At 65.1% G+C, this 20166-nt stretch carries 17 protein-coding genes and 1 tRNA gene; 7 read left to right on the forward strand and 11 right to left on the reverse strand.

Going from position 1 to position 20166, the window contains the following annotated elements; genetic code table 11:
* Positions 1–12: 12 nt before the first annotated feature.
* From betT to E3T31_RS15880, 3 genes are read left to right on the forward strand one after another with little or no spacing between them, the layout of a single operon-like run.
* Positions 13–2148, forward strand: a complete 2136-nt coding sequence (gene betT, locus E3T31_RS15870; protein WP_134470139.1) for a choline BCCT transporter BetT — start codon at positions 13–15, stop codon at positions 2146–2148.
* Positions 2145–3641, forward strand: coding sequence for an aldehyde dehydrogenase family protein (locus tag E3T31_RS15875; RefSeq protein ID WP_134470141.1), 1497 nt, complete (start codon positions 2145–2147; stop codon positions 3639–3641). Before betT ends, E3T31_RS15875 begins: the two co-directional genes overlap by 4 nt.
* An 8-nt stretch (positions 3642–3649) precedes the next feature.
* On the forward strand, positions 3650–5221 hold the full coding sequence (locus E3T31_RS15880; protein WP_134470143.1) for a GMC family oxidoreductase: 1572 nt from the start codon (positions 3650–3652) through the stop codon (positions 5219–5221).
* A gap of 137 nt (positions 5222–5358) precedes the next feature.
* Here E3T31_RS15880 and groL read toward each other — a convergent pair whose 3' ends face one another.
* From groL to E3T31_RS15905, 5 genes are all read right to left on the reverse strand, one after another.
* Positions 5359–6987 carry a chaperonin GroEL gene (gene groL, locus E3T31_RS15885; RefSeq protein ID WP_092451084.1) on the reverse strand — a complete coding sequence of 543 codons (1629 nt, stop codon included), beginning with the start codon at positions 6985–6987 and terminating at the stop codon, positions 5359–5361.
* A gap of 140 nt (positions 6988–7127) precedes the next feature.
* Complete coding sequence (locus E3T31_RS15890; RefSeq protein ID WP_241978048.1) at positions 7128–8177, reverse strand: DUF3048 domain-containing protein; 1050 nt, start codon at positions 8175–8177, stop codon at positions 7128–7130.
* A gap of 65 nt (positions 8178–8242) precedes the next feature.
* Positions 8243–8446 carry a cold-shock protein gene (locus tag E3T31_RS15895; protein WP_035834941.1) on the reverse strand — a complete coding sequence of 68 codons (204 nt, stop codon included), beginning with the start codon at positions 8444–8446 and terminating at the stop codon, positions 8243–8245.
* A gap of 267 nt (positions 8447–8713) precedes the next feature.
* Positions 8714–9277: a LytR C-terminal domain-containing protein gene (locus E3T31_RS15900; RefSeq protein WP_134470147.1), complete on the reverse strand. Its 564-nt coding sequence runs from the start codon at positions 9275–9277 to the stop codon at positions 8714–8716.
* Between the two features lie 84 nt (positions 9278–9361).
* Positions 9362–9634 (reverse strand): DUF3263 domain-containing protein, encoded by a 273-nt coding sequence (locus E3T31_RS15905; RefSeq protein WP_092451090.1) that lies wholly within the window; start codon positions 9632–9634, stop codon positions 9362–9364.
* A gap of 181 nt (positions 9635–9815) precedes the next feature.
* On the opposite strand from E3T31_RS15905, the gene msrB reads away from it, so the two are divergent.
* Positions 9816–10217: a peptide-methionine (R)-S-oxide reductase MsrB gene (gene msrB, locus E3T31_RS15910; RefSeq protein ID WP_134470149.1), complete on the forward strand. Its 402-nt coding sequence runs from the start codon at positions 9816–9818 to the stop codon at positions 10215–10217.
* Positions 10218–10221: 4 nt separating this feature from the next.
* On the forward strand, positions 10222–10869 hold the full coding sequence (locus E3T31_RS15915) for a nitroreductase family protein (RefSeq protein WP_255454068.1): 648 nt from the start codon (positions 10222–10224) through the stop codon (positions 10867–10869).
* Positions 10870–10979: 110 nt separating this feature from the next.
* Here the strand turns inward: E3T31_RS15915 and E3T31_RS15920 are convergent, their stop codons facing one another.
* The 4 genes from E3T31_RS15920 to E3T31_RS15935 form a co-directional block, all read right to left on the reverse strand.
* The gene (locus E3T31_RS15920) at positions 10980–11978 is read right to left on the reverse strand and encodes a DMT family transporter (RefSeq protein WP_241978045.1); all 999 of its coding nucleotides are present in this window, start codon (positions 11976–11978) and stop codon (positions 10980–10982) included.
* A gap of 167 nt (positions 11979–12145) precedes the next feature.
* Entirely contained in the window at positions 12146–13741 is a 1596-nt protein-coding gene (locus tag E3T31_RS15925; protein ID WP_134470151.1) for an ABC-F family ATP-binding cassette domain-containing protein, read from the reverse strand.
* A gap of 134 nt (positions 13742–13875) precedes the next feature.
* A tRNA-Thr gene (locus E3T31_RS15930) sits at positions 13876–13948 on the reverse strand.
* A 107-nt stretch (positions 13949–14055) separates the two neighbouring features.
* Positions 14056–14970, reverse strand: coding sequence for a thioredoxin domain-containing protein (locus tag E3T31_RS15935; RefSeq protein ID WP_092451095.1), 915 nt, complete (start codon positions 14968–14970; stop codon positions 14056–14058).
* Positions 14971–15187: 217 nt separating this feature from the next.
* Between E3T31_RS15935 and E3T31_RS15940 the strand changes: the two genes are divergently transcribed.
* Complete coding sequence (locus E3T31_RS15940) at positions 15188–16285, forward strand: ABC transporter ATP-binding protein (RefSeq protein ID WP_092451097.1); 1098 nt, start codon at positions 15188–15190, stop codon at positions 16283–16285.
* A gap of 73 nt (positions 16286–16358) precedes the next feature.
* Positions 16359–17669: a DUF4032 domain-containing protein gene (locus tag E3T31_RS15945; protein WP_134443817.1), complete on the forward strand. Its 1311-nt coding sequence runs from the start codon at positions 16359–16361 to the stop codon at positions 17667–17669.
* 142 nt (positions 17670–17811) lie between these two features.
* Here E3T31_RS15945 and E3T31_RS15950 read toward each other — a convergent pair whose 3' ends face one another.
* A complete protein-coding gene (locus tag E3T31_RS15950) occupies positions 17812–18798 on the reverse strand; it encodes a type IV toxin-antitoxin system AbiEi family antitoxin domain-containing protein (protein ID WP_166788534.1) in 987 nt (328 codons plus the stop codon).
* Positions 18799–19266: 468 nt separating this feature from the next.
* A partial coding sequence (gene rlmB, locus E3T31_RS15955) for a 23S rRNA (guanosine(2251)-2'-O)-methyltransferase RlmB (RefSeq protein WP_134470155.1) occupies positions 19267–20166 on the reverse strand: 900 nt, incomplete at its 5' end.

Here is a 20166-nt window from a genome sequence, read left to right on the forward strand (position 1 = left end):
ACCAAGGATGAGATGACTCTCTCTGCCCACACTCCCACCACCGAACCATCGACCGGACCGCCTGGCCTCCCCCCGGAGAACAAAACCCGGGTGAACAAGACGGTCTTCTTCGGTTCAGCCTCCGGCATCATTGCCATCGCCCTTTGGGCGATCCTCGCCCCCAGCAACGCGAGCGACGTCATTGCCGCCGTCGTCGGCTGGGTGTCGGTCAACCTCGGCTGGTATTACTTTCTGATCGTCACTGTCGTGCTGGTCTTCGTCATCGTCGTCGCGCTGTCCCGGGTCGGCAAGACCCGCCTCGGGCCAGACCACTCCAGGCCGCAGTTCAGCCTGTTCACCTGGACCGCCATGCTGTTCGCCGCCGGGATCGGCATCGACCTCATGTTCTTCTCGGTCTCCGAACCGGTCACCCAGTACCTCGCCCCGCCCACCGGTGACGGTAGCTCCGTTGAGGCCGCCCGCCAGGCCATGGTCTGGACCCTGTTCCACTACGGCCTCACCGGCTGGGCCCTCTACGCCCTCATGGGTCTGGCCCTCGGCTACTTCGCCTACCGGCAGAACCTGCCGCTGAGCATCCGTTCGGCGCTGTACCCGATCTTCGGCAAGAAGATCCACGGCCCGATCGGCGACGTGGTCGACATCGCCGCGATCCTCGGCACCATTTTCGGCATCGCCACGAGCCTCGGCATCGGCGTCGCCCAGCTCAACTACGGCCTCACTTTTATGTTCGGAACGCCGGAGACCCTGCTCGTGCAGGGCTCGCTCATCGCCCTGAGTGTGGTCATGGCCACGATCTCCGTCGTCTCCGGGGTCGAGAAGGGCATCCGTCGACTGTCCGAGCTGAACGTTCTGCTGAGCGTCGGCCTCATGCTGTTCATTCTGATTGCCGGCAACACGAGCTTTCTGCTCGACGCCATCGTCCTCAACATCGGTGACACCCTGAGCCGGTTCCCGGCCATGACTCTCGACACCTTCGCCTACGACCGCCCCGATGAATGGCTCAACTGGTGGACCCTGTTCTTCTGGGCCTGGTGGATCGCCTGGGCACCGTTCGTCGGGCTGTTCCTAGCCCGCATCAGCCGCGGCCGCACCATCCGCGAGTTCGTTGCCGGCACCATGATCGTGCCGTTCGCCTTCATCCTGATCTGGATCGCCGTGTTCGGCAACAGCGCGCTCGCCATCGTGATCGGCGGAGATGCCGGCTTCGGCGAGGTCGCCATGAATTCGCCGGAGCGAGCCTTTTACTCGCTGCTGGCCGAGTTCCCGTTCGCCCCGGCCACCGCCGCGATCGCGACCTTCACCGGACTGCTGTTCTATGTCACGAGCGCCGACTCCGGCGCCCTCGTCATGGCCAATTTCACCTCGCATCTCAAGGACTCCGAGTCCGACGGCCCGAAGTGGCTGCGCATCTTCTGGGCGGTGACCACCGGAGTGCTGACCATGGCAATGCTGCTGGTGGGCGGCATCCCGACCCTGCAAAATGCCACGATCATCATGGGGCTGCCCTTCTCCGCGGTGCTGCTGCTCGTCATGCTCGGGCTGTATCGGGCGCTTCGGTTGGAGCAATCGCTCACCGACAGTTACCGGGCCAGCCTGCCCGGCCTGTTGTCCGGCCGCAGCACCGACCCGGCCCGGGCGCGCAACTGGCGTCAGCGGCTGACCCGCGCCATGAGTTACCCTGGCCCACGCCAGGCCGAACGCTTCGTGTCGAGCGTGGCCCTGCCCGCCCTGCAGGAAGTGCGTGACGAGCTCGTGACGCAGGGTGCCGAGGTGACCCTCTCGCAGGGCGTGGTCGATGGCCTGCAGATTCCGCACCTCGACCTCAACGTGTCGATGGGCGACGAGCGCGGTTTCAAATACCAGATCTACCCCGTGCAATTCGACACTCCGACCTATGCGGTGCGTTCGGCGAGCGCCAGCGGCAAGTATTACCGCATGGAGGTTTTCTCCCTCGAGGGCAGCCACGGCTACGACCTCATGGGCTACAGCAAGGAGCAGGTCATCACTGACGTGCTCGATCATTACGAAACCCACCTCGACTTTCTGCACCTGAACCGGGCAGAGCCGGGAAACACCGCCCTCGCCGAGGACCAGGTGGCGAAAGACAATTGGGAAGCCGATTTCGAATCGGACGAGGTCAAGCAATGAACACACCGATCGATACCGCGCCGCCGGCCACGCTGTTCATCAGCGGCGCCTGGGTACCAGCGAGCGACGCCGGCACCCGCGAGATCCGCTGCCCGGCCGATCAGAGCCTGGTCGGCACGGTCAGTGAGGCGACCACAACGGATGTCCATGCTGCGATCCGCGCGGCCCGCACCGCCTTCGACAGCGGCCTGTGGAGCAGCGTTCCGGCGCCCGAGCGTGGTGATTTTCTGCTGCGCGTCGCCGCTGAACTGGGCGTGCGCCGGGCCGAATTCGCCCGCGCCGAAACGCTCGACACCGGCAAACGTCTGGTCGAGAGTGAAATCGATATGGACGACATCGCGAACTGCTTCGCCTACTTCGGCAAGATCGCCGGGCAGGACAGCGGACGCATCGTCGATGCCGGCGATGAAAACGTCGTCAGCCGCATCGTGCACGAGCCCGTCGGGGTCTGCGGCCTGATCGCGCCGTGGAACTACCCATTGCTGCAGGCCGCGTGGAAGATCGCCCCGGCCCTCGCCGCCGGTAACAGCTTCGTGCTCAAGCCGAGCGAGCTCACCCCGCACACCAGCATGCTCATGATGGTGCTGCTGGACGACCTCGGGCTGCCGGCCGGCGTCGCCAACCTCGTGCTCGGCGCCGGCGCTGTGGCCGGGGCCCCGCTCTCTAGCCACCCCGACGTCGACCTGGTCTCGTTCACCGGCGGTCTCGAGACCGGCCGGAAGATCGCAGCGGCCGCCGCCGGAACGGTCAAGAAGGTCGCCCTCGAACTCGGCGGCAAGAATCCCAACGTGATCTTCGCCGACGCCGACTTCGACGCCGCCGTGGACAACGCGCTGAACGGCGCGTTCGTGCACTCGGGGCAGGTCTGCTCGGCCGGCGCGCGCATCGTGGTGGAAGCATCCGTTGCCGAGAAGTTCGTCGACGAGCTCGTGCGCCGGGCCAACCAGATCCGTCTCGGCGGACCGTTTGACCCGGAAGCCGAAACTGGGCCGCTGATCAGCGCAGCGCACCGCGACAAGGTCACCGCCTACGTTGCGAAGGGCATCGCCGAGGGCGCCCGCCTGCGCTGCGGAGGAACCTGGGGCGCAGGCGACCTCGCGCAGGGCTTTTATTACACGCCGACCGTGCTCGACCAGGTTTCGAGCGGCATGTCCGTCGTGAACGACGAGGCTTTCGGCCCGGTCGTGACGATTGAAACCTTCGAGACCGAAGCCGAGGCCGTGCGTATCGCCAACGACACCGTCTACGGCCTGGCCGGAGCGGTCTGGACCCAGGACGCCGGCAAGGCCCAGCGCATGGCCAAGGCCTTGCGGCACGGAACCGTCTGGATCAATGACTTTCACCCCTACCTGCCGCAGGCGGAGTGGGGCGGCTACGGCCAGTCCGGCGTTGGTCGCGAGCTCGGCCCGATGGGCCTCGGCGAGTACCAGGAAACTAAGCACATTTACCAGAACACCGCACCGGCCGTCACCGGCTGGTTCGCCGCACGTTAGGACCACCGTTGACCGTACTGACCCAGACCGACTTCGACTACATCGTGATCGGTGGTGGTTCCGCCGGGGCCGCTGTCGCCGCCCGGCTGAGCGAGGATCCTGCCCTTGAGGTGGCCCTCGTGGAGGCCGGTCCCGACGACCGTGGCATCGACGTCATCCTCCAGCTCGACCGCTGGATGGAGCTGCTGGAGAGCGGCTACGACTGGGATTACCCGATCGAGCCGCAGGAGCACGGCAACTCGTTCATGCGCCACGCCCGTGCCAAGGTGCTCGGCGGCTGTTCCAGCCACAACTCCTGCATCGCGTTCTGGGCTCCGGCCGAAGACCTGAACGACTGGGCATTCAAGCACGGAGCCACCGGCTGGGAGGCTAAGAACATTTTCCCGCTGTTCCGGCGTCTGGAAACCAACGAGGACCCGGCCCCGCACCACGGCCAGGACGGCCCGGTGCACCTGATGAATGTGCCGGCCACCGATCCGTGCGGCGTTGCTCTCCTCGACGCCTGCGAGCAGTCCGGAATCCCGCGCACGACGTTCAACTCCGGCACGACCGTCGTGAACGGCGCGAACTTCTTCCAGATCAACCGGCAGGCGGACGGAACGCGCGCGTCGTCATCCGTTTCGTATATTCACCCGATTCGGGATCGTGCCAACTTCACTCTGCTCACCGGCATGCGCGCCCGCAAACTCACCTTCGACGAGAACAAGCGCTGCACCGGCGTGCAGGTCGTCGATGCTCCCGGCGGCAAGACTTACCAGCTCACCGCGCGCGCCGAGGTCATCCTCTCGGCCGGCGCCATCGATTCGCCCAAGCTGCTCATGCTTTCCGGCGTCGGTCCGGCCGCGCAGCTTGCCTCCTTCGGCATCGAGGTACTCGCGGACTCCCCCGGCGTCGGCGAGAACCTGCAGGACCACCCGGAGGGCGTGATTCAGTGGGAAGCGAAGCAGCCGATGCCCGAGACTTCCACCCAGTGGTGGGAAGCCGGCATCTTCACGACCACCGAGGAGGGCCTCGACCGCCCCGACCTCATGTTCCACTACGGTTCGGTGCCCTTCGACATGCACACCGCCCGTCAGGGTTACCCGACGACGGAGAACGGGTTCTGCCTGACGCCGAACGTCACTCAGGCACGCTCCCGCGGCACGGTCAAGCTGCGCTCGAGCGACTATCGCGACAAGCCCATGGTGGATCCGCGCTACTTCACCGACCCACACGACATGCGCGTCATGGTCGCCGGCATCCGCAAGGCCCGGGAAATCGTGGCCCAGCCGGCCATGGCCGAGTGGGCCGGCGAGGAACTGTATCCGGGCGCCGCTGTGCAAACGGATGCCGAAATCACCTCGTACATCGAAAAGACCCACAACACGGTCTACCACCCGGCCGGAACCCTGCGGATGGGCGCCGTCGACGATGTGCTCGCGCCGCTCGATCCCGAGCTGCGGGTCAAGGGAGTCACCGGCCTGCGCGTCGCCGACGCGTCGGTCATGCCGGTTCTCGTCACCGTAAACCCGAACATCACCACGATGATGATCGGTGAGCGCTGCGCCGACCTGGTGAAGGCGGCCCGCAGCATCCGCTGACCTGCGCCGAGGTGTGAGTCCGGGCCCGATTTTTGCGAATAATGCGGTCAGCCTCACACCTCGGCGGCGGAACATGAAAAAAGTGGGCGCCTCCCGAGGGAGACGCCCACTTTTGTGTGGTGCTAGCTGGCGGGGACTTAGAAGTCCATGCCACCCGAGGGGTCGCCGGCCGGAGCCGAGTTCTTCTCGGGCTTGTCGGCAACGACGGCCTCGGTGGTGAGGAACAGTCCGGCAATCGACGCGGCGTTGAGCAGCGCGGAGCGGGTGACCTTCACCGGGTCATTGATGCCGGCAGCGATCATGTCGACGTACTCGCCGGTGGCGGCGTTGAGGCCCCATCCGACGGGCAGGTTGCGCACCTTGTCGGCGACAACGCCGGGCTCCATACCCGCGTTGAGAGCGATCTGCTTGAGCGGAGCGTCGATGGCGACGCGCACGATGTTCGCGCCCGTTGCCTCGTCGCCGACGAGAGCGAGAACTGCTTCGCTCTCGAATGCGGTCTTGCCGGCCTGGATCAGTGCAACGCCACCACCGGCGACGATGCCCTCTTCGACGGCAGCCTTGGCGTTACGCACTGCATCTTCGATGCGGTGCTTGCGCTCCTTGAGCTCAACCTCCGTTGCAGCTCCGGCCTTGATGACAGCAACGCCGCCAGCAAGCTTGGCGAGGCGCTCCTGGAGCTTCTCGCGGTCGTAGTCGCTGTCGGTGTTCTCGATCTCGGCGCGGATCTGCGAAACGCGACCGGCGATGGCTTCGACGTCGCCGGCACCCTCTACGATCGTGGTCTCGTCCTTGGTGATGACGACCTTGCGGGCGTTACCAAGCAGGTCGAGCGTGACGTTCTCGAGCTTGAGGCCGACCTCTTCCGAGATGACCTGTCCGCCGGTGAGGATGGCGATGTCCTGCAGCTGAGCCTTGCGACGGTCTCCGAAGCCCGGAGCCTTGACGGCGACGGACTTGAAGATGCCACGGATCTTGTTCACAACGAGCGTGGCCAGGGCCTCGCCGTCGACGTCTTCCGCGATGATGAGGAGCTGCTTGCCGGTCTGGATGACCTTGTCCACGATGGGGAGCAGGTCCTTGATGTTGGAGACCTTGGAGTTGACGATCAGGATGTAGGGGTCTTCGAAGACCGCTTCCTGACGGTCGGGGTCGGTGACGAAGTACGCCGACAGGAAGCCCTTGTCGAAGCGCATGCCCTCGGTGAGCTCGAGTTCGGTGCCGAAGGTGTTCGACTCCTCAACGGTGACAACACCTTCCTTGCCGACCTTGTCGATGGCCTCGGCAATGATCGCGCCGATTTCGGTGTCGCCGGCAGAGATGGAAGCAGTGGCCGCGATCTCTTCCTTGGTTTCGATTTCCTTGGCGCTGGCGATGAGCTCGGCGATGACAGCTGCCGTGGCCTTCTCGATGCCACGCTTGAGGCTGATCGGGTCGGCGCCGGCTGCGACGTTGCGCAGGCCTTCGCGAACCAGAGCCTGGGCGAGGACGGTTGCGGTGGTCGTTCCGTCGCCGGCTACGTCATCCGTCTTCTTGGCGACCTCTTTGACGAGCTCGGCACCGATCTTCTCGTACGGGTCGTCGAGCTCGATCTCCTTGGCGATGGACACACCGTCGTTGGTGATCGTGGGGGCGCCCCACTTCTTCTCCAGAACGACGTTGCGGCCGCGCGGGCCGAGGGTGACCTTGACGGTGTCGGCGAGAATATTCAGGCCGCGCTCAAGCCCACGACGGGCCTCTTCATTGAATGCAATGATTTTTGCCATATGTGTAACTCGTCCCTCCCGGACGTTCCAAACGATGATGGGGTTAGCACTCAGATGACGAGAGTGCTAGATCGATTCTGGCACTCTGGGGTCGAGAGTGCAAGCGAGCATCCGGGGTGATGCCGGGCTATCTGCAGCTGTCAGGGAACGAGATCGGCCGAGCCGGTGCCGTTGGGCACCAACTGGAACCAGGTATTGCCCGGTGCCAGCCGAATTGTCACTCCGTTGGCGTCGATGAGGCGGATCGGCGACGTCTGGGCGTCCTTGCTCCAGGTGGCCGCGAGGGTCTTGCCGCCGGACGAGATTGACGCTTCACCGGAGGCGATCAATTCGGTCTTGGGGATACTGTCGGAGACGGTTACATCGACCCGCAACACGACCACGTTGGTGGCCTTGAGCTGGGCCCCCTCGGGGGTCAGGTCGGGCGCGCCATCCTGAGCACGCAGGTAGGCGGCCGCCTCGGCGTTCCAAGTCCAGCTGCGGGCGCTGGAGTTGGAGAATCTGGTGTTGATCACCGAAATCGGCGTACCGTCCGTGGCAGCGGATGCCGCGGCGAGGGTGGCCGCGTAGGCGTACTGCTGGGCGGGCGGGGCGACGGAGGCATTGCGGTTGACGAATTCCGACGCGGCGAGGATCACGTTGTGCGGGGCTGACGTAGCGGAGGACCGCGAGAACAAGCCGCTCGTGTCGTAGTCGAAGATGGCGCTGATCTGGCCGGTCGCATTCATCGCGTCGACGAATCGCTGCTGGCCGCCGGAGTAGGCGACCAGGCCGCCGAACGGCGCGATAATGTCGGGGTCCATCGGCCGAATCGACCGCACCGGTCCGAGCTGATCGGGAATGCTTGACTGCCAGACCGCGACATAGCGGGTGATGCCGCCCTCGACCAGTTCTTCGAACACGAGGTCGGTACGTTCAATGGCAACCTGCGGCCGGGCCGCAACGTGGTTGTCGATCTTGGCCGCCAGCGACGGGTGGGCCGACGAGCCGCCTTCGACGCTCAGCCCGGTTAGCGGTGCGATCTCGGTCGCCGCCGGGGCGACATAGTCAGAGGTCCAGGCCGTGCCGGTCGGTGTTGAGGATGGGGCCGGGGTGCTGCCGCTGCACGCGCTCAGGAGCAGTGCCGGCAGCACGAGGGCGAGCAGCCCCGCGGCCCGAAGCGGTCGAGCGGTGCGGGCCGTATTTTTCATAGTCACCGGTAAACACTAACGCCGCCCGTTGCAGCGGGCGGCGTTAGTGTGAAATGCGAGGCGGGTTAGGCCGGTCGAACCGATTCAGCCTGCGGGCCTTTCGCTCCGGCACCGACCTCGAAGACGACCTGCTGGCCTTCTTCAAGAACCTTGTACCCGCTCATATCGATGGCGGAGTAGTGGACGAAGACGTCTTGCCCTCCCCCATCGACAGTGATGAAGCCGAAACCCTTTTCAGCGTTGAACCACTTTACGGTTCCGTTCGCCATGTGTTACTCCTTGCTCAGTTTTCAACGGCAACGGCCCATTGGCTGTTCCGGGCCGTGCCGCAGAGATTGCGTTCATTCTGTGCGAGCAGCAAATCCCCGAGAGCAAGACGTCTGTTGCAAGTTTCCTTGGGCGAGCTTTCTTGATCCGGGCGGATATTGCCCGAACAAAATGTGTGACCAAAACGCACATTACTGAAATCGGAACAGAAGACTAGGGGCTTGACGAATCAAATCGTGGCCGCTAAGACCACGGCTTTCGCGTTTTGCTCAGTCAACCGGTGAAACATAGTCGTTGCCGACGACGACGGTCATACTGGCGCCGGAATCAACGAAATTGGTGGAGACCACGATCTGCGCTCCCGGAAGCGAGGCAGCGACGCCGCGGGCGGCGCCTTCCTGGCTCGCATCGGCGTAGTAGATCACCGTGGTCGCCTCAGTGTCCGTGCTGGCGTTCCCGGTGGTATTGACCACCCAGCCTGCAGCGGTGAGTGTGTCCCTGACGGATGCTGCGACGCCGTCGTTCGCGGACCCATTGAGCACGTTGATGGTCTGCGCCGGGTCGACGGTGGCAACGGCAGTGGGGACGGCGGTCGCTGTCGGCGTCGCGGTTGTGCTGCTTGCGGGCAGCCCGGGAATGTTGGAGAAGTCGAGGCGATTGTTGATTGCGAGGATGCCGACTGCACCGATGGCGATCAACAGCCCGGTGGCCCCCAGCGCCCACCAGAATCCGATCCAGCCGCGTCCTCTCTTGCCGGGGGCGCGGTGGGCTCCCACCCGGTCGAGGGCATGCGTGTGGGTGTCGAAACGGTCTTTCGCAAATTTTTGCGCCATGGTGGTGGAATCCTTGGTTGGCCGGCCGGGCCGGAATCGAGCTGCAGCGCAAGGCTCCGTGCTGGCCGAAAAGCGGGTGGGTGCCTAGTCGCGGGTGGGCAGCGAACGACTGGCGCGTGCCTCGGATCGGACGGAACGCATCCGCTGCAATCGTTTCACCAGCATGGGATCAAAGGCCAACGCCAACGGCGAGTCGACCAGTGCGCCCAATAATTGATAGTACCGGGCGGTCGACAGGCTGAAGGTGGCCCGGATGGCCTCCTCCTTGGCGCCGACGTGCCGCCACCATTGCCGTTCGAAGGCGAGCACGGCCTGGTCGCGTTCGCTCAACTGGGTTGTCGGGGCGTGCTCAGTCATTGCTGCATCCCTCCCCCGGTTGGCTGTCTGTCAGGCTCATCCTATTTGCGGGCGGCTGAATGTTGCCTCCGGCACGCCCTGCCGTGGTGGGACACGCCGTGTGGAATGCGCGCGGGGCCAAGCGAGTTTAGGCTTAGTAGACGCGGCCAGTGCCCGGTCGCCGGAACGAAGGGATCTGAACATGGACTACGCAATCAAGAAATCAGACAGCGAATGGCGCTCCGAATTGGGCGCGGAGAAGTTTGCGGTATTGCGCGAAGCCGGCACCGAACGCCCCGGCACCGGGGAGCTGCTCGACGAGGGTCGGGCCGGCCTCTACACCTGTGGTGCCTGCAACGCGGAGCTGTTTCAGAGTGGCACCAAGTTCGATTCCGACTGCGGCTGGCCGAGCTTTTACGAGTCGGTTCGGCCCGAAGCGGTCGAACTGCTCGAGGACCGCTCCATGGGAAGCGTGCGCACCGAGGTGCGCTGCGCGAAGTGTGGCTCGCACCTCGGCCACGTTTTTCCCGACGGTTTCGGCACTCCGACCGGGGACCGGTACTGCATGAATTCGCTGTCGCTCAATTTCACGCCCGCTGAGTAACGCGGTGGCAACGACGGAGGCGGTTGCCAGCACGGAAGTGGCAGGTTCGGCCGGAGCGAGTCCTGGTGTTCCCAGCCGGGATACGACCGGTTTCAGAACGGATACCGCGGCGGTCTTCAAAGCTGTCACTGACCGGCGCAGTTACTCCAAGGTGACGGCGCTCGCCCCCAGCCGGGCGGAGTTACTTCCGCTCGTGGCGGCGGCCGCGCGGGTGGCCGATCACGGCGCGTTGCGTCCGTGGCGGCTGCTCGAGCTGCGCGGCGACGCCCGCGACCGGCTCGGAGCGGCGTTTGTGGCGGCATCCGCTTGTGAAGGGCTCGAAGCGATCAAGCTGGCCGGCAAGCCGCTGCGCGCACCGCTGCTGATCGCGATCGTCGCGTCACGGCAGGTGAACTTCAAGGTGGCTGGCTGGGAACAGGATGCCGCGGCTGCGGGTGTCGCGCACCTTCTCACTCTGCTGCTCGAAAACGCCGGCTGGGGGGCGATGTGGCGCACCGGGCCGTTGGTGCGATCGGCGCCGGTGCGAGTGTTGCATGGCCTTGCCGACGGGGAAGAGCTGCTTGGCTGGCTCTACGTTGGGGGAATTCCCGAGGAGTCGAAACCGTGCGTGCGGCTGTCGATTGATCCGGAGGAGTTTTTGGGGGTGCTATAGCTCGGGGCCGTACGCTTCGTCCCCGGCCCACCTTGGAGCGCCTGCCCGTGATCTATCAGGGGCCCCTTTCCGGGCCCGGGCGGAAGGGACAGGACGTTCAAGGGCTGCGGTCAGGTGCGGGCGTGGCCGGGCCGGTGCCAGCGCACCGCGGCGATGACCACGGCGACGAGGGCGAGCGCGGTTCCGGCCAGAGTCGTCACGCCGAGCGGATGCCCCTGAGTGGGCGCGAGCAGATCCAGCGCAAGGGCGCAGAGCAGCTGGCCGGCGACGATGCACAGGCCGAGCATGAGCACGCCGGTGGTACGCACGACGAGCGCGGCGCCGGCGATGAAGATGCAGCCGATGAGCCCGCCGGTGTAGAGCCACGGGTTGCCCGGCAGATCGAGGGCGAAACCGACCAGCAGACCGTGCACGAGCGCCGCGAGTACGAGTGCGACGGATCCGGTGAGAAAGTTCAGAAAAGTTGCCGTGAGCGCACTCTGCGCGGTGACCCGCACCTGACCGTTCACGGCCTGCTGCCAGCCCTGGCCGATACCCGCCACGAGGGGTAGCACGAGCAGCCAGAGCGCGTCGCTGCCGCCCAATTCGCCGCTCACCGTGCAGGCTACGGCGACCAGGGCGAGCACCGCGCCAACGATTTTGGACGCGTGCAGCGGTCGGCGCCCACCCGGACCGATGCCAAACCGGTCCATGAGTACACCGCTCACGGTCTGACCGGCCACAACGGCGACGGTGAACAGGGCGATGCCGAGTGGCGCGGCGACAAGGCCCTGCGACAGTACGAACAGCGCGCCGGCCAGGCCGCCGAACAGGTGCCACCAGGACAGGGTTTTCGCTCGCACCGCGCGAGTGACGAGTTGCAGGCCGCGGCGCCCGCGGCGGAACACGACGAGGCCAAGGCTGAGAATGACCAGCCCGGAGCCGAAGGAGATGACGGCGGCAGTGAATCCGTCGCCGATTTGATGCCCGAGTTCGCCATTCACGCGCGATTGCACGGCATACATGGCCCCGATCAGCACCGAGAACACGAGCGCCAGCCAGATCGGCACAGCGGATGCTGCTGGCGCGGCTTTAGCATCCGTTCGGATCCGTGCGCTGTCCTCTATCACTTGGCAATACTACGAGATGGGTGCGTGCGGGTTCTGCCCGGTGCTGCCCAGTCGGGCTCCGATTCGCCCGGGGCCCACCTTAGGTCGCCGGGCCCATGATCTATCATGGGCCCAGTTTCCGGGCCCGGGCCCGGTCGAAAACAGCGCGCGGGGCGAGGCTTGGCGCGTCAGGCAGCGCGCACCTCGATTTCGCCGGGGGCTGCACCCTCGCTGCCGAAGACCAGGCGGCGGTTGGCGATCTTGTCGGTGAAGAAGCGATCGTGGCTGACCACCACGACGGCCCCGGGAAAGTGCACGAGGGCGCGTTCCATCACCTGGGTGCTCGACATGTCGAGGTGGTTGGTCGGCTCGTCGAGCAGCAGCACCGACGCTCCGGAGAGCAGGCATTGCGCCATGGCAACGCGGGCGCGCTGACCGCCCGAGAGAGCACCGATCTTCTGTTTGAGGTCGGCCTCGCTGAACTGGAACATGGTCAGAAAACGGTTGACCGACTTCTTGGTCGCGGTGAGGGCGAGGCTGCCGGGCATGGCGTTGACGGCATGACTGACGGTGTCGCTCTCGTCGAGTTCGGCGAGAATCTGGTTGTACGAGACAACGCCGGCGCCGCTGGCCCAGGCGACGTCACCGTGGTCGGCGCTCTCCTCGCCGGTGAGCACCCGCAGCAGGGTCGTCTTTCCGCTGCCGTTACTGCCGAGCACGACAATTCGGTTGCCGCGGCGCACCTCGAAACTGAGGTTTTCGAACAGCACCTTGTCGCCGAAGCTTTTGGCCAGGCCGTCGACCCGGCAGAGGACGTCCTTGACGTGCAGATTGCCGTAGATCTCGGTGATGATCTGGTCGACCGGGCGCGGTGTGCGCGACTTCTTGATGTGCGCCAGCTGGTTGCCGAGCTGACGACTCTCGGCCTTGGCGGCCTCCCGACGGTCGGCGATCCCCTCGGCTTCGAAGGCGAGCAGCTCGGATTCGTGCACGAACTGTGCCTCGAGGGTCTTGAGCCGAAACTGCTTCTGCACGATGTACTCGCCGAAGTTGCCGGGGTACTCGTGCAGGTGAAAGTTCTCGACCTCGATGATGCGGGTGACGACAGCGTCGAGAAACTTACGGTCGTGCGAGACGACGATGGCAGCACCCTTGAAGCTCTTAAACCAGGCTTCGAGCCACTCAACCCCGGCCACGTCGACGTAGTTGGTCGGCTCGTCGAGCAGCAGTACGTCGGGAGCTTCCAGCACGATCTTGGCCAGGGCAGCCCGGTTACGCCAGCCGCCGGAAAGCTCATCGATCGCGCAGACGCGGTGCGCCTCGTTGAATCCGAGGGTGGTCAGCGCGGTGTCGATGTGCCGCTTGTAGTCCCAGCCGTCCAGCCGATCCATCTCCTCGAACAGCTCGCCTTGCCGCCCGATCAGCCGGTCGAGTTCGGCGCTGGCCGAGGAATCGAGGGCGATCGCCGCATCAATCGCGGCGAGCTCGGCCTCGACTGCCTTCACGGCCACGAACAGTTCGTCGAGCACCTCGGTTATGGTCTGTGCACCGTTGAGTTCGGAGAACTGGGAGAAATAGCCGACCCGAATGCCATCTTCGAGGGTGACCTCGCCGGCATCTGGCGAGATTTGGTCGAGAATCAGCTTGAGAATGGTGGACTTGCCGGAGCCGTTCTTACCGATCAGACCGACCCGGTCGCCGGGTTCGAGGCGAAAGAACGCCTCGCGCAGAATCTGCGTGTTCTCAAAGCGGATGCTGACATCGTTCAGCCGGATCAGGCTCATGTGTTTTTCCTCCCGGGGTTTCTGCGGCGGGCATCCGCTCGAAAAACCCCAGCCATCAGTGTACGTGGCGGCCCTGTGGGACCCTGGCGGCACAGAAAAACCCCTACATCCCAGTCGGGAGTAGGGGGCGAGAGGGCCGGCCACGGGACTTGAACCCGTAACCCCCACTTTACAAGAGTGGTGCGCTACCAATTGCGCCAGGCCGGCATGAGACCAGGGCCTCGAAAGACCATCCTAAATGATTCCCGGGCCTTTGCCGCCATCGGCCAGGCGAAGCGGATGCAACGGCGCGAGCAGCAGCATCCGCTTAATAGCTACCCGGCGGGTGTCGGGGTGGGGGTCGGCGTCGAGGTCGAGTAGGTCTCGCCGAGTGCCTGCTGCACGAAGGAGGCGAATTCCTTGGGGTCATCGAGCGAGCCGGTGTAGGGCTTGCCGTTGACCAGAACGGTCGGGGTGCCGGTGATGGCCTTGATCGACGAGTTGGCGATCGGACCGTCGAGGGAGCGGTCGGTGGCGGCCTGAACCCAGGACTCGAAGGTTCCGTCATCGATGCAGGTGTTGATGCTGGAGAGCGCGGTGCGCACTCCGGAATCCTTGACCACGGCCTTGAGCTCATCGTTGCTGCGGCCGGGCTTGTTTTCCTCAGGCTGGTCAACGAACAGCGCCGAGTTGAAGTCGAAGAAGTCATCGGGCGAGTAGTTGGCGACGCAGGCGGCAGCGTTGGCCGCTCGCAGGGAGTATTTGGTGCCGGCGGACTTGCTCTTGAGAATCGACACCGGGTGAATTTCGATGGTGGCGGCACCGGAGTCGACCCACTCGGCGATCTGCTCGGTATTGGCTGCTTCGAAGTCCGCACAGAACGGGCAGAGGTAGTCAAGGTAGACGCGAATGTTGGCGACGGCGCCGGTGGGATCGGGTTCGGAGGGCCGAGCGGCGGCGTCGGGCTGCAGCGCCGGGGTGAGGGCCGTGATCATGCCTTCGCCGATGAGGACGCCATCGCTCGCCATGTTCCTGGGCCCGGGACCGGCCGGTTTGATCGAATTGACGATGATGACGGCAACGAGCACGACAATGGCGATGCCCGCGATGCCGATTCCGCCCTGCAGAAAGACCTTGTTGCGGCGGTCCTTCTTCTTCTGGCTGACGCGCAGCTGCTTGGCCTTGATGCGGGCCGCGTCACGGCGTCGGTTTTTTGAGGGACTGCTGTCGCTGGGTCCGCCAATAGTCATAAAGATCGCTTTCGAGAAGTGAGCGCGCACGTTGGCGCATCTTTCGAATAGTAGATCCCCTGACTGGGAATCGACCAAACGGGGCGGGCGGGCGAAAACCGGCAGCGGGGCATCCGTCGTGCGATAATAAAAAGGTCGTGTGCTTCGGCGTGCGGCGGACAAATCCTATTCACAACGGATCGTCCGGCACGTTCCTGCCGGTGAAGGAGTAATAATCATGGCTTCAGTGACCTTTGACAAGGCAACTCGGCTCTACCCTGGTTCCACCAGGCCCGCTGTTGACCAGCTCGACCTGCAGGTCGCCGATGGCGAGTTCCTGGTTCTGGTCGGCCCGTCCGGCTGCGGAAAGTCCACCTCGCTGCGGATGCTCGCCGGCCTCGAAGAGGTCAACGACGGCAACATCCTCATCGGTGACCGCAACGTGACGGATGTTCCGCCGAAGGACCGTGACATCGCCATGGTCTTTCAGAACTACGCGCTGTACCCGCACATGACCGTCGCCGAGAACATGGGCTTCGCGCTCAAGATCGCCGGCATCAACAAGGACGAGCGTGCCGCCCGCGTACTCGAGGCCGCCAAGCTGCTCGACCTGGAGCCCTACCTCAGCCGCAAGCCGAAAGCCCTCTCCGGTGGTCAGCGTCAGCGCGTTGCTATGGGACGCGCGATCGTGCGTCAGCCGCAGGTGTTCCTGATGGATGAGCCGCTCTCCAACCTTGACGCCAAGCTGCGCGTGCAGACGCGTACCCAAATCGCCTCGTTGCAGCGCCGACTCGGTGTCACGACCGTCTACGTGACCCACGACCAGACCGAGGCGCTCACCATGGGCGACCGGATTGCGGTACTCAAGGACGGCATCCTGCAGCAGGTAGGTTCGCCCCGCGACCTGTACGCGAAGCCGCAGAACGTCTTTGTGGCCGGCTTCATCGGCAGTCCCGCGATGAACCTGTTCCTCGCGGACACCGTCGACGGCGGCATCAAGTTCGGCACCGCGACCGTTCCCGTGCAGCGCGACACCCTGGCCAGCTCCACCGGCAAGAAGGTCACCGTGGGAATCCGTCCGGAAGACATCCAGATGTCGTCGACCGCCGGCGAGGGCCTGCAGATCGAAGTCGACCTGGTCGAGGAGCTCGGCGCCGACGGCTACCTCTACGGTCACTCCACGATCGAGGGCAAGCGCACCGACATTGTCGCTCGCGTCGACGGCCGCTCGCACCCGAACGCCGGCGAGACGGTGTACCTCACGGCTACCCCGAACCACCTGCACGTGTTCGACGCTGAAACCGGCCTGCGCCTCGGCGGCGCCGTCACCGACTAGTCAGCTTTTCGAGTATTTTGGCTTTCGGCTGGAGGGAGTTCGCTCCCTCCAGCCTTTTTCTTAGGGTCACACTATGAGCGGTTCCCTCAATATCACCGCGGCCACGGCCGACCCGGCGCTGCTCGACCTGCCGTGGCATCTGCCCCTGGACGCCTGGCCGAACGAGAACATCGCCTCGCTGCCCAAGGGCATTTCCCGGCACCTGGTGCGGTTCGCTCACCTGAGCGGGCGGGTGGTCGCCATCAAGGAGACCACGAGCGAGATGGCCAAGCGCGAGTACGACATGCTGCGCACCCTGGCCAACCTCGAGATTCCCTGTGTCGAGCCGGTCGCCGTCATCACCAATAGAACGGATGCCGATCTCGACCCCCTGAATTCGGTTCTGGTCACCCGGCACCTCAAGTTCTCACTCCCCTACCGCGCCCTGTATTCGCACGCCCTGCGCCCGGATACTGCCACCCGGCTGGTCGACGCACTCGCCGTTCTGCTGGTGCGCCTGCACATGATCGGATTCTTCTGGGGCGACGTGTCGCTCTCGAACACCCTGTTTCGGCGCGATGCTGGCGCCTTCGCGGCCTATCTCGTCGACGCCGAGACCGGACAGTTGTATTCCGGTGGGCTGTCGAACGGCCAGCGCGAGAACGATTTGGAAATCGCCCGGGTGAACATTGCCGGCGAATTGATGGACCTCGAAGCCGGCGGCCGCGTCGCCGACGAACTCGACCCGATCCGGGTCAGCAACGGCATCGTTGCGGCCTACCGGCTGCTCTGGAAGGAGCTCACCGGCTCCGAGTCGTTCTCCAGTTCCGAACGGTGGCGCATCACCGAACGGGTCGAGCGCCTCAATAACCTCGGCTTCGACATCGAGGAACTCGCGATCAAGACCGATGGGACCGGTTCGCGCGTGCGGATTCAGCCCAAGGTTGTCGACGCGGGACACCATCAGCGTCGCCTGCTGCGCCTGACCGGCCTCGATGCCGAAGAGAACCAGGCCCGTCGGCTGCTCAACGACCTCGACTCCTACCGCGCTGCGTATGGTTCGCCGGCCGCCGACGAGGAAATGGTCGCGCACGAGTGGCTCGTGCGCGTGTTCGAGCCGGTGGTGCGGGCGATACCCGTGGAGATGCAGGGCAAGCTCGAGCGGGCGCAAGTGTTCCACCAGCTGCTCGATCACCGCTGGTACATGGCGCAGAACCAGTCGCGGGACATTCCGCTGGCCGAGGCCGTGACCTCGTATGTGCAGGATGTGCTGCGGCACCGCCGCGACGAGGCAACCGTGATGGACCCGCTGACTGGCGCGATCACGCTGCCGATCCGCGTGCAGCTCGGCGACGATACCTCGGTCGACCCCGATGACGCCGACGACTGGACCCTCAAGGTCTAGCTCCCTCCTCTTCTTCGACCGGGCCCGGGCCCGGAAACTGGGCCCATGATAGATCATGGGCCCCACTCCCTAAGGTGAGCCCAGAGGCACACCGCACCGCAATGCGCTCGGAGACGCGAGGTGCGGCGCACCGCTTACCCGATCAGGCGCGGGGAACGTCGTGCTCGACCAGAAATTCGTAGAACCGGCGGGGCGAGTAGGCCGTGTCCCAATCCCATCGGTCGAAGCTGCTGACGCCCGGTCGCAGCAGGTTCTCGCGATTCTTTTCGACGACGACGACTTCTGAGGGGTGCCGGTCCCCTAAAGTCACGCCCCGGGTGTATTTGATCTTGCCGTCGAACTCGCCGATCTTGCGCACACTCCGCCAGAAGAAGTCGACCCAATACTCGCGCCCCTTCACTACGAAACGCACCTGGAGTTCAGGAATCTCGAAGCCAAGTTCTTGCATGCGTACGCGGCTGAGCGACTCGCCCGGGTTAGCCGAAAGCGGATTTGCGAATTCGATGACGCGGCGAGCTTGAGCGCCGCCGTTTCGCGGGTGCACCCTCGCGAGCTCCTCGTAGAGGTCGTCCTTGGACAACGGCGGCGCGCCGACGGTTCCCCGACGACGCTGCTCGTTCGCGCGCTCCTGCTCAAGTCGCAATGCGTGGTCCGTCATGGTGACGCCGACGAGAAAAGTCGAGCTGGCTGCCACGTCGATGAGGGTGCGCGCGAGGGTGGTGACGGTGCATCCGTTTACGATTACTGTTTCGGGTTCGAGCACGCTCCGATGACTCGTGGTGAATCGCGTGCTGCTGCCGCCGGCGGTGTCGTTGTTGATCGCATGAACGCCCTGCGGCCAGGGTCCGATGATGGGCAGGCCGTGGAGCGCCGCCGCAGACTGATGCGATAGGAGAAGCGGTTGCTCGGCGGCGATAACGGTGGCACGAACGAACAATCTATATTTGCCGTCGCTGTCGGACCCGCGCCACGTGGCACCGAGTGCGTAGATTCCACGACGGATGCGCACGAGCTCACCATTCGCAACCAGTGCGCGCACGGCATGGGTGGTGAGGCCCGACGCGCGCAGTGATTCGGCGAGAATAAGGCCCTCGTTGCGGGCATTTGGGGCATCCAGACTCTCAAACATGGCCCAATTGTGACCACACCCGGGTCGTGCGCGATGCGCAGTCGACTGATCTGTGGACATTGTTCGGCGACTTCCGCTGGGGAGGGATCGCTGCGGACGGAGGGTGTCCGTGGCGGCAGGGGCGTTAGGGGCGGCGGAAGCACACAGCCGGGCCCACCTTACGGAACTGGGCCCACGATCCATCATGGGCCCAGTTCCCGGGCCCGGGCCCGGTCGAAAAAGGAGACGAGTGCACGGGCGTAAGGACACGACAAGCCCGGAGCGCCGGCGCACGGGCGTAAGGACACGACAAGCCCGGAGCGCCGGCGCACGGACACGACAACGCCGGAGCCCAGCCGCAGCGCCACATCATACAGCCGGGCCCACCTTACAGAACCGGGCCCATGATCCATCACGGGCCCGGTTCTCGGGCCCGGGCCCGCTCGAAAAAGAGACGGCGGCAGGGGCGCGCGGGCCGCCGCGCGGGGACTACTGCTTGGCGGCCTTCGCGGCCTTGATCTGTGCGCGCAGGCGGGAGACCTCGTACAGAGTGACGCCGGCGGCGATTCCGGCGTTGAGCGACTCGGTCGAGGCGCTGATCGGAATCGACACGATCGCGTCGCAGGTCTCGGTGACGAGGCGGGACAAGCCCTTACCCTCGCTGCCGACGACGATCACGATCGGGCGCTCGGCGAAACCGGTGCCGAGGTCCGGCAGCGACACATCGCCGTCGCCCGCCAGACCGAGCACGAACACGCCCTGCGCCTTGAGGGCCTTGAGCGTCTGGGTCAGGTTGCTCGCCATCGCGACGGGCGTTCGGGCGGCGGCGCCGGCGCTGGTCTTCCAGGCTGAGGCGGTGACGCCGACCGAGCGACGCTGCGGAACGATGATGCCGTGGCCGCCGAACGCAGCGGTCGAACGGATGATCGCACCCAGGTTGCGCGGGTCGGTAATGCCGTCGAGGGCCACGAACAACGGCTTGTGGCCGCGGCTGATGGTCAGTTCGAGCAACTCCATCGGGTGCGCGTACTCGTAGGCCGGAACCTTGAGCGCGAGGCCCTGGTGCACGGCATCGCGACCGGCGAGACGGTCAAGCTCGGGGCGCATGACCTCAAGAATGGGGATGTTGCGGCTCGTCGCCATGAGCAGCACCTCTTTAACGCGCTCATCCATTTCGATGCGTGCCGCGATGTACAGGGTCAGCGCCGGAATCTTCGCGCGCAGCGCCTCGAGCACCGAGTTACGGCCGGTGACAATCTCGTGCTCGTCGATCTGCTGGGCACGACGGGTCGAAGAGCCGCCGCCGCCGGTGTTGCCGGTGCCGCGCTGCGGGCCGCCCTGCGATGCGCCGCGGGCACCGCCGCGAGCAGCGGGGCCGCCGCGCGAGCC

Origin of the sequence: Cryobacterium sp. TMS1-13-1, from assembly GCF_004403125.1 — a bacterium.
GTDB classification, from domain to species: domain Bacteria; phylum Actinomycetota; class Actinomycetes; order Actinomycetales; family Microbacteriaceae; genus Cryobacterium; species Cryobacterium levicorallinum.

Bases quoted from the DNA above. Each gene is read 5' to 3' on its own strand.
- betT (WP_134470139.1), top strand. From the start codon at position 13: ATGACTCTCTCTGCCCACACTCCCACCACCGAACCATCGACCGGACCG.
- E3T31_RS15875 (WP_134470141.1), top strand. From the start codon at position 2,145: ATGAACACACCGATCGATACCGCGCCGCCGGCCACGCTGTTCATCAGC.
- groL (WP_092451084.1), bottom strand. From the start codon at position 6,987: ATGGCAAAAATCATTGCATTCAATGAAGAGGCCCGTCGTGGGCTTGAG.
- E3T31_RS15890 (WP_241978048.1), bottom strand. From the start codon at position 8,177: ATGAAAAATACGGCCCGCACCGCTCGACCGCTTCGGGCCGCGGGGCTG.
- E3T31_RS15895 (WP_035834941.1), bottom strand. From the start codon at position 8,446: ATGGCGAACGGAACCGTAAAGTGGTTCAACGCTGAAAAGGGTTTCGGC.
- E3T31_RS15900 (WP_134470147.1), bottom strand. From the start codon at position 9,277: ATGGCGCAAAAATTTGCGAAAGACCGTTTCGACACCCACACGCATGCC.
- E3T31_RS15905 (WP_092451090.1), bottom strand. From the start codon at position 9,634: ATGACTGAGCACGCCCCGACAACCCAGTTGAGCGAACGCGACCAGGCC.
- msrB (WP_134470149.1), top strand. From the start codon at position 9,816: ATGGACTACGCAATCAAGAAATCAGACAGCGAATGGCGCTCCGAATTG.
- E3T31_RS15925 (WP_134470151.1), bottom strand. From the start codon at position 13,741: ATGAGCCTGATCCGGCTGAACGATGTCAGCATCCGCTTTGAGAACACG.
- E3T31_RS15935 (WP_092451095.1), bottom strand. From the start codon at position 14,970: ATGACTATTGGCGGACCCAGCGACAGCAGTCCCTCAAAAAACCGACGC.
- E3T31_RS15940 (WP_092451097.1), top strand. From the start codon at position 15,188: ATGGCTTCAGTGACCTTTGACAAGGCAACTCGGCTCTACCCTGGTTCC.
- E3T31_RS15945 (WP_134443817.1), top strand. From the start codon at position 16,359: ATGAGCGGTTCCCTCAATATCACCGCGGCCACGGCCGACCCGGCGCTG.
- E3T31_RS15950 (WP_166788534.1), bottom strand. From the start codon at position 18,798: ATGTTTGAGAGTCTGGATGCCCCAAATGCCCGCAACGAGGGCCTTATT.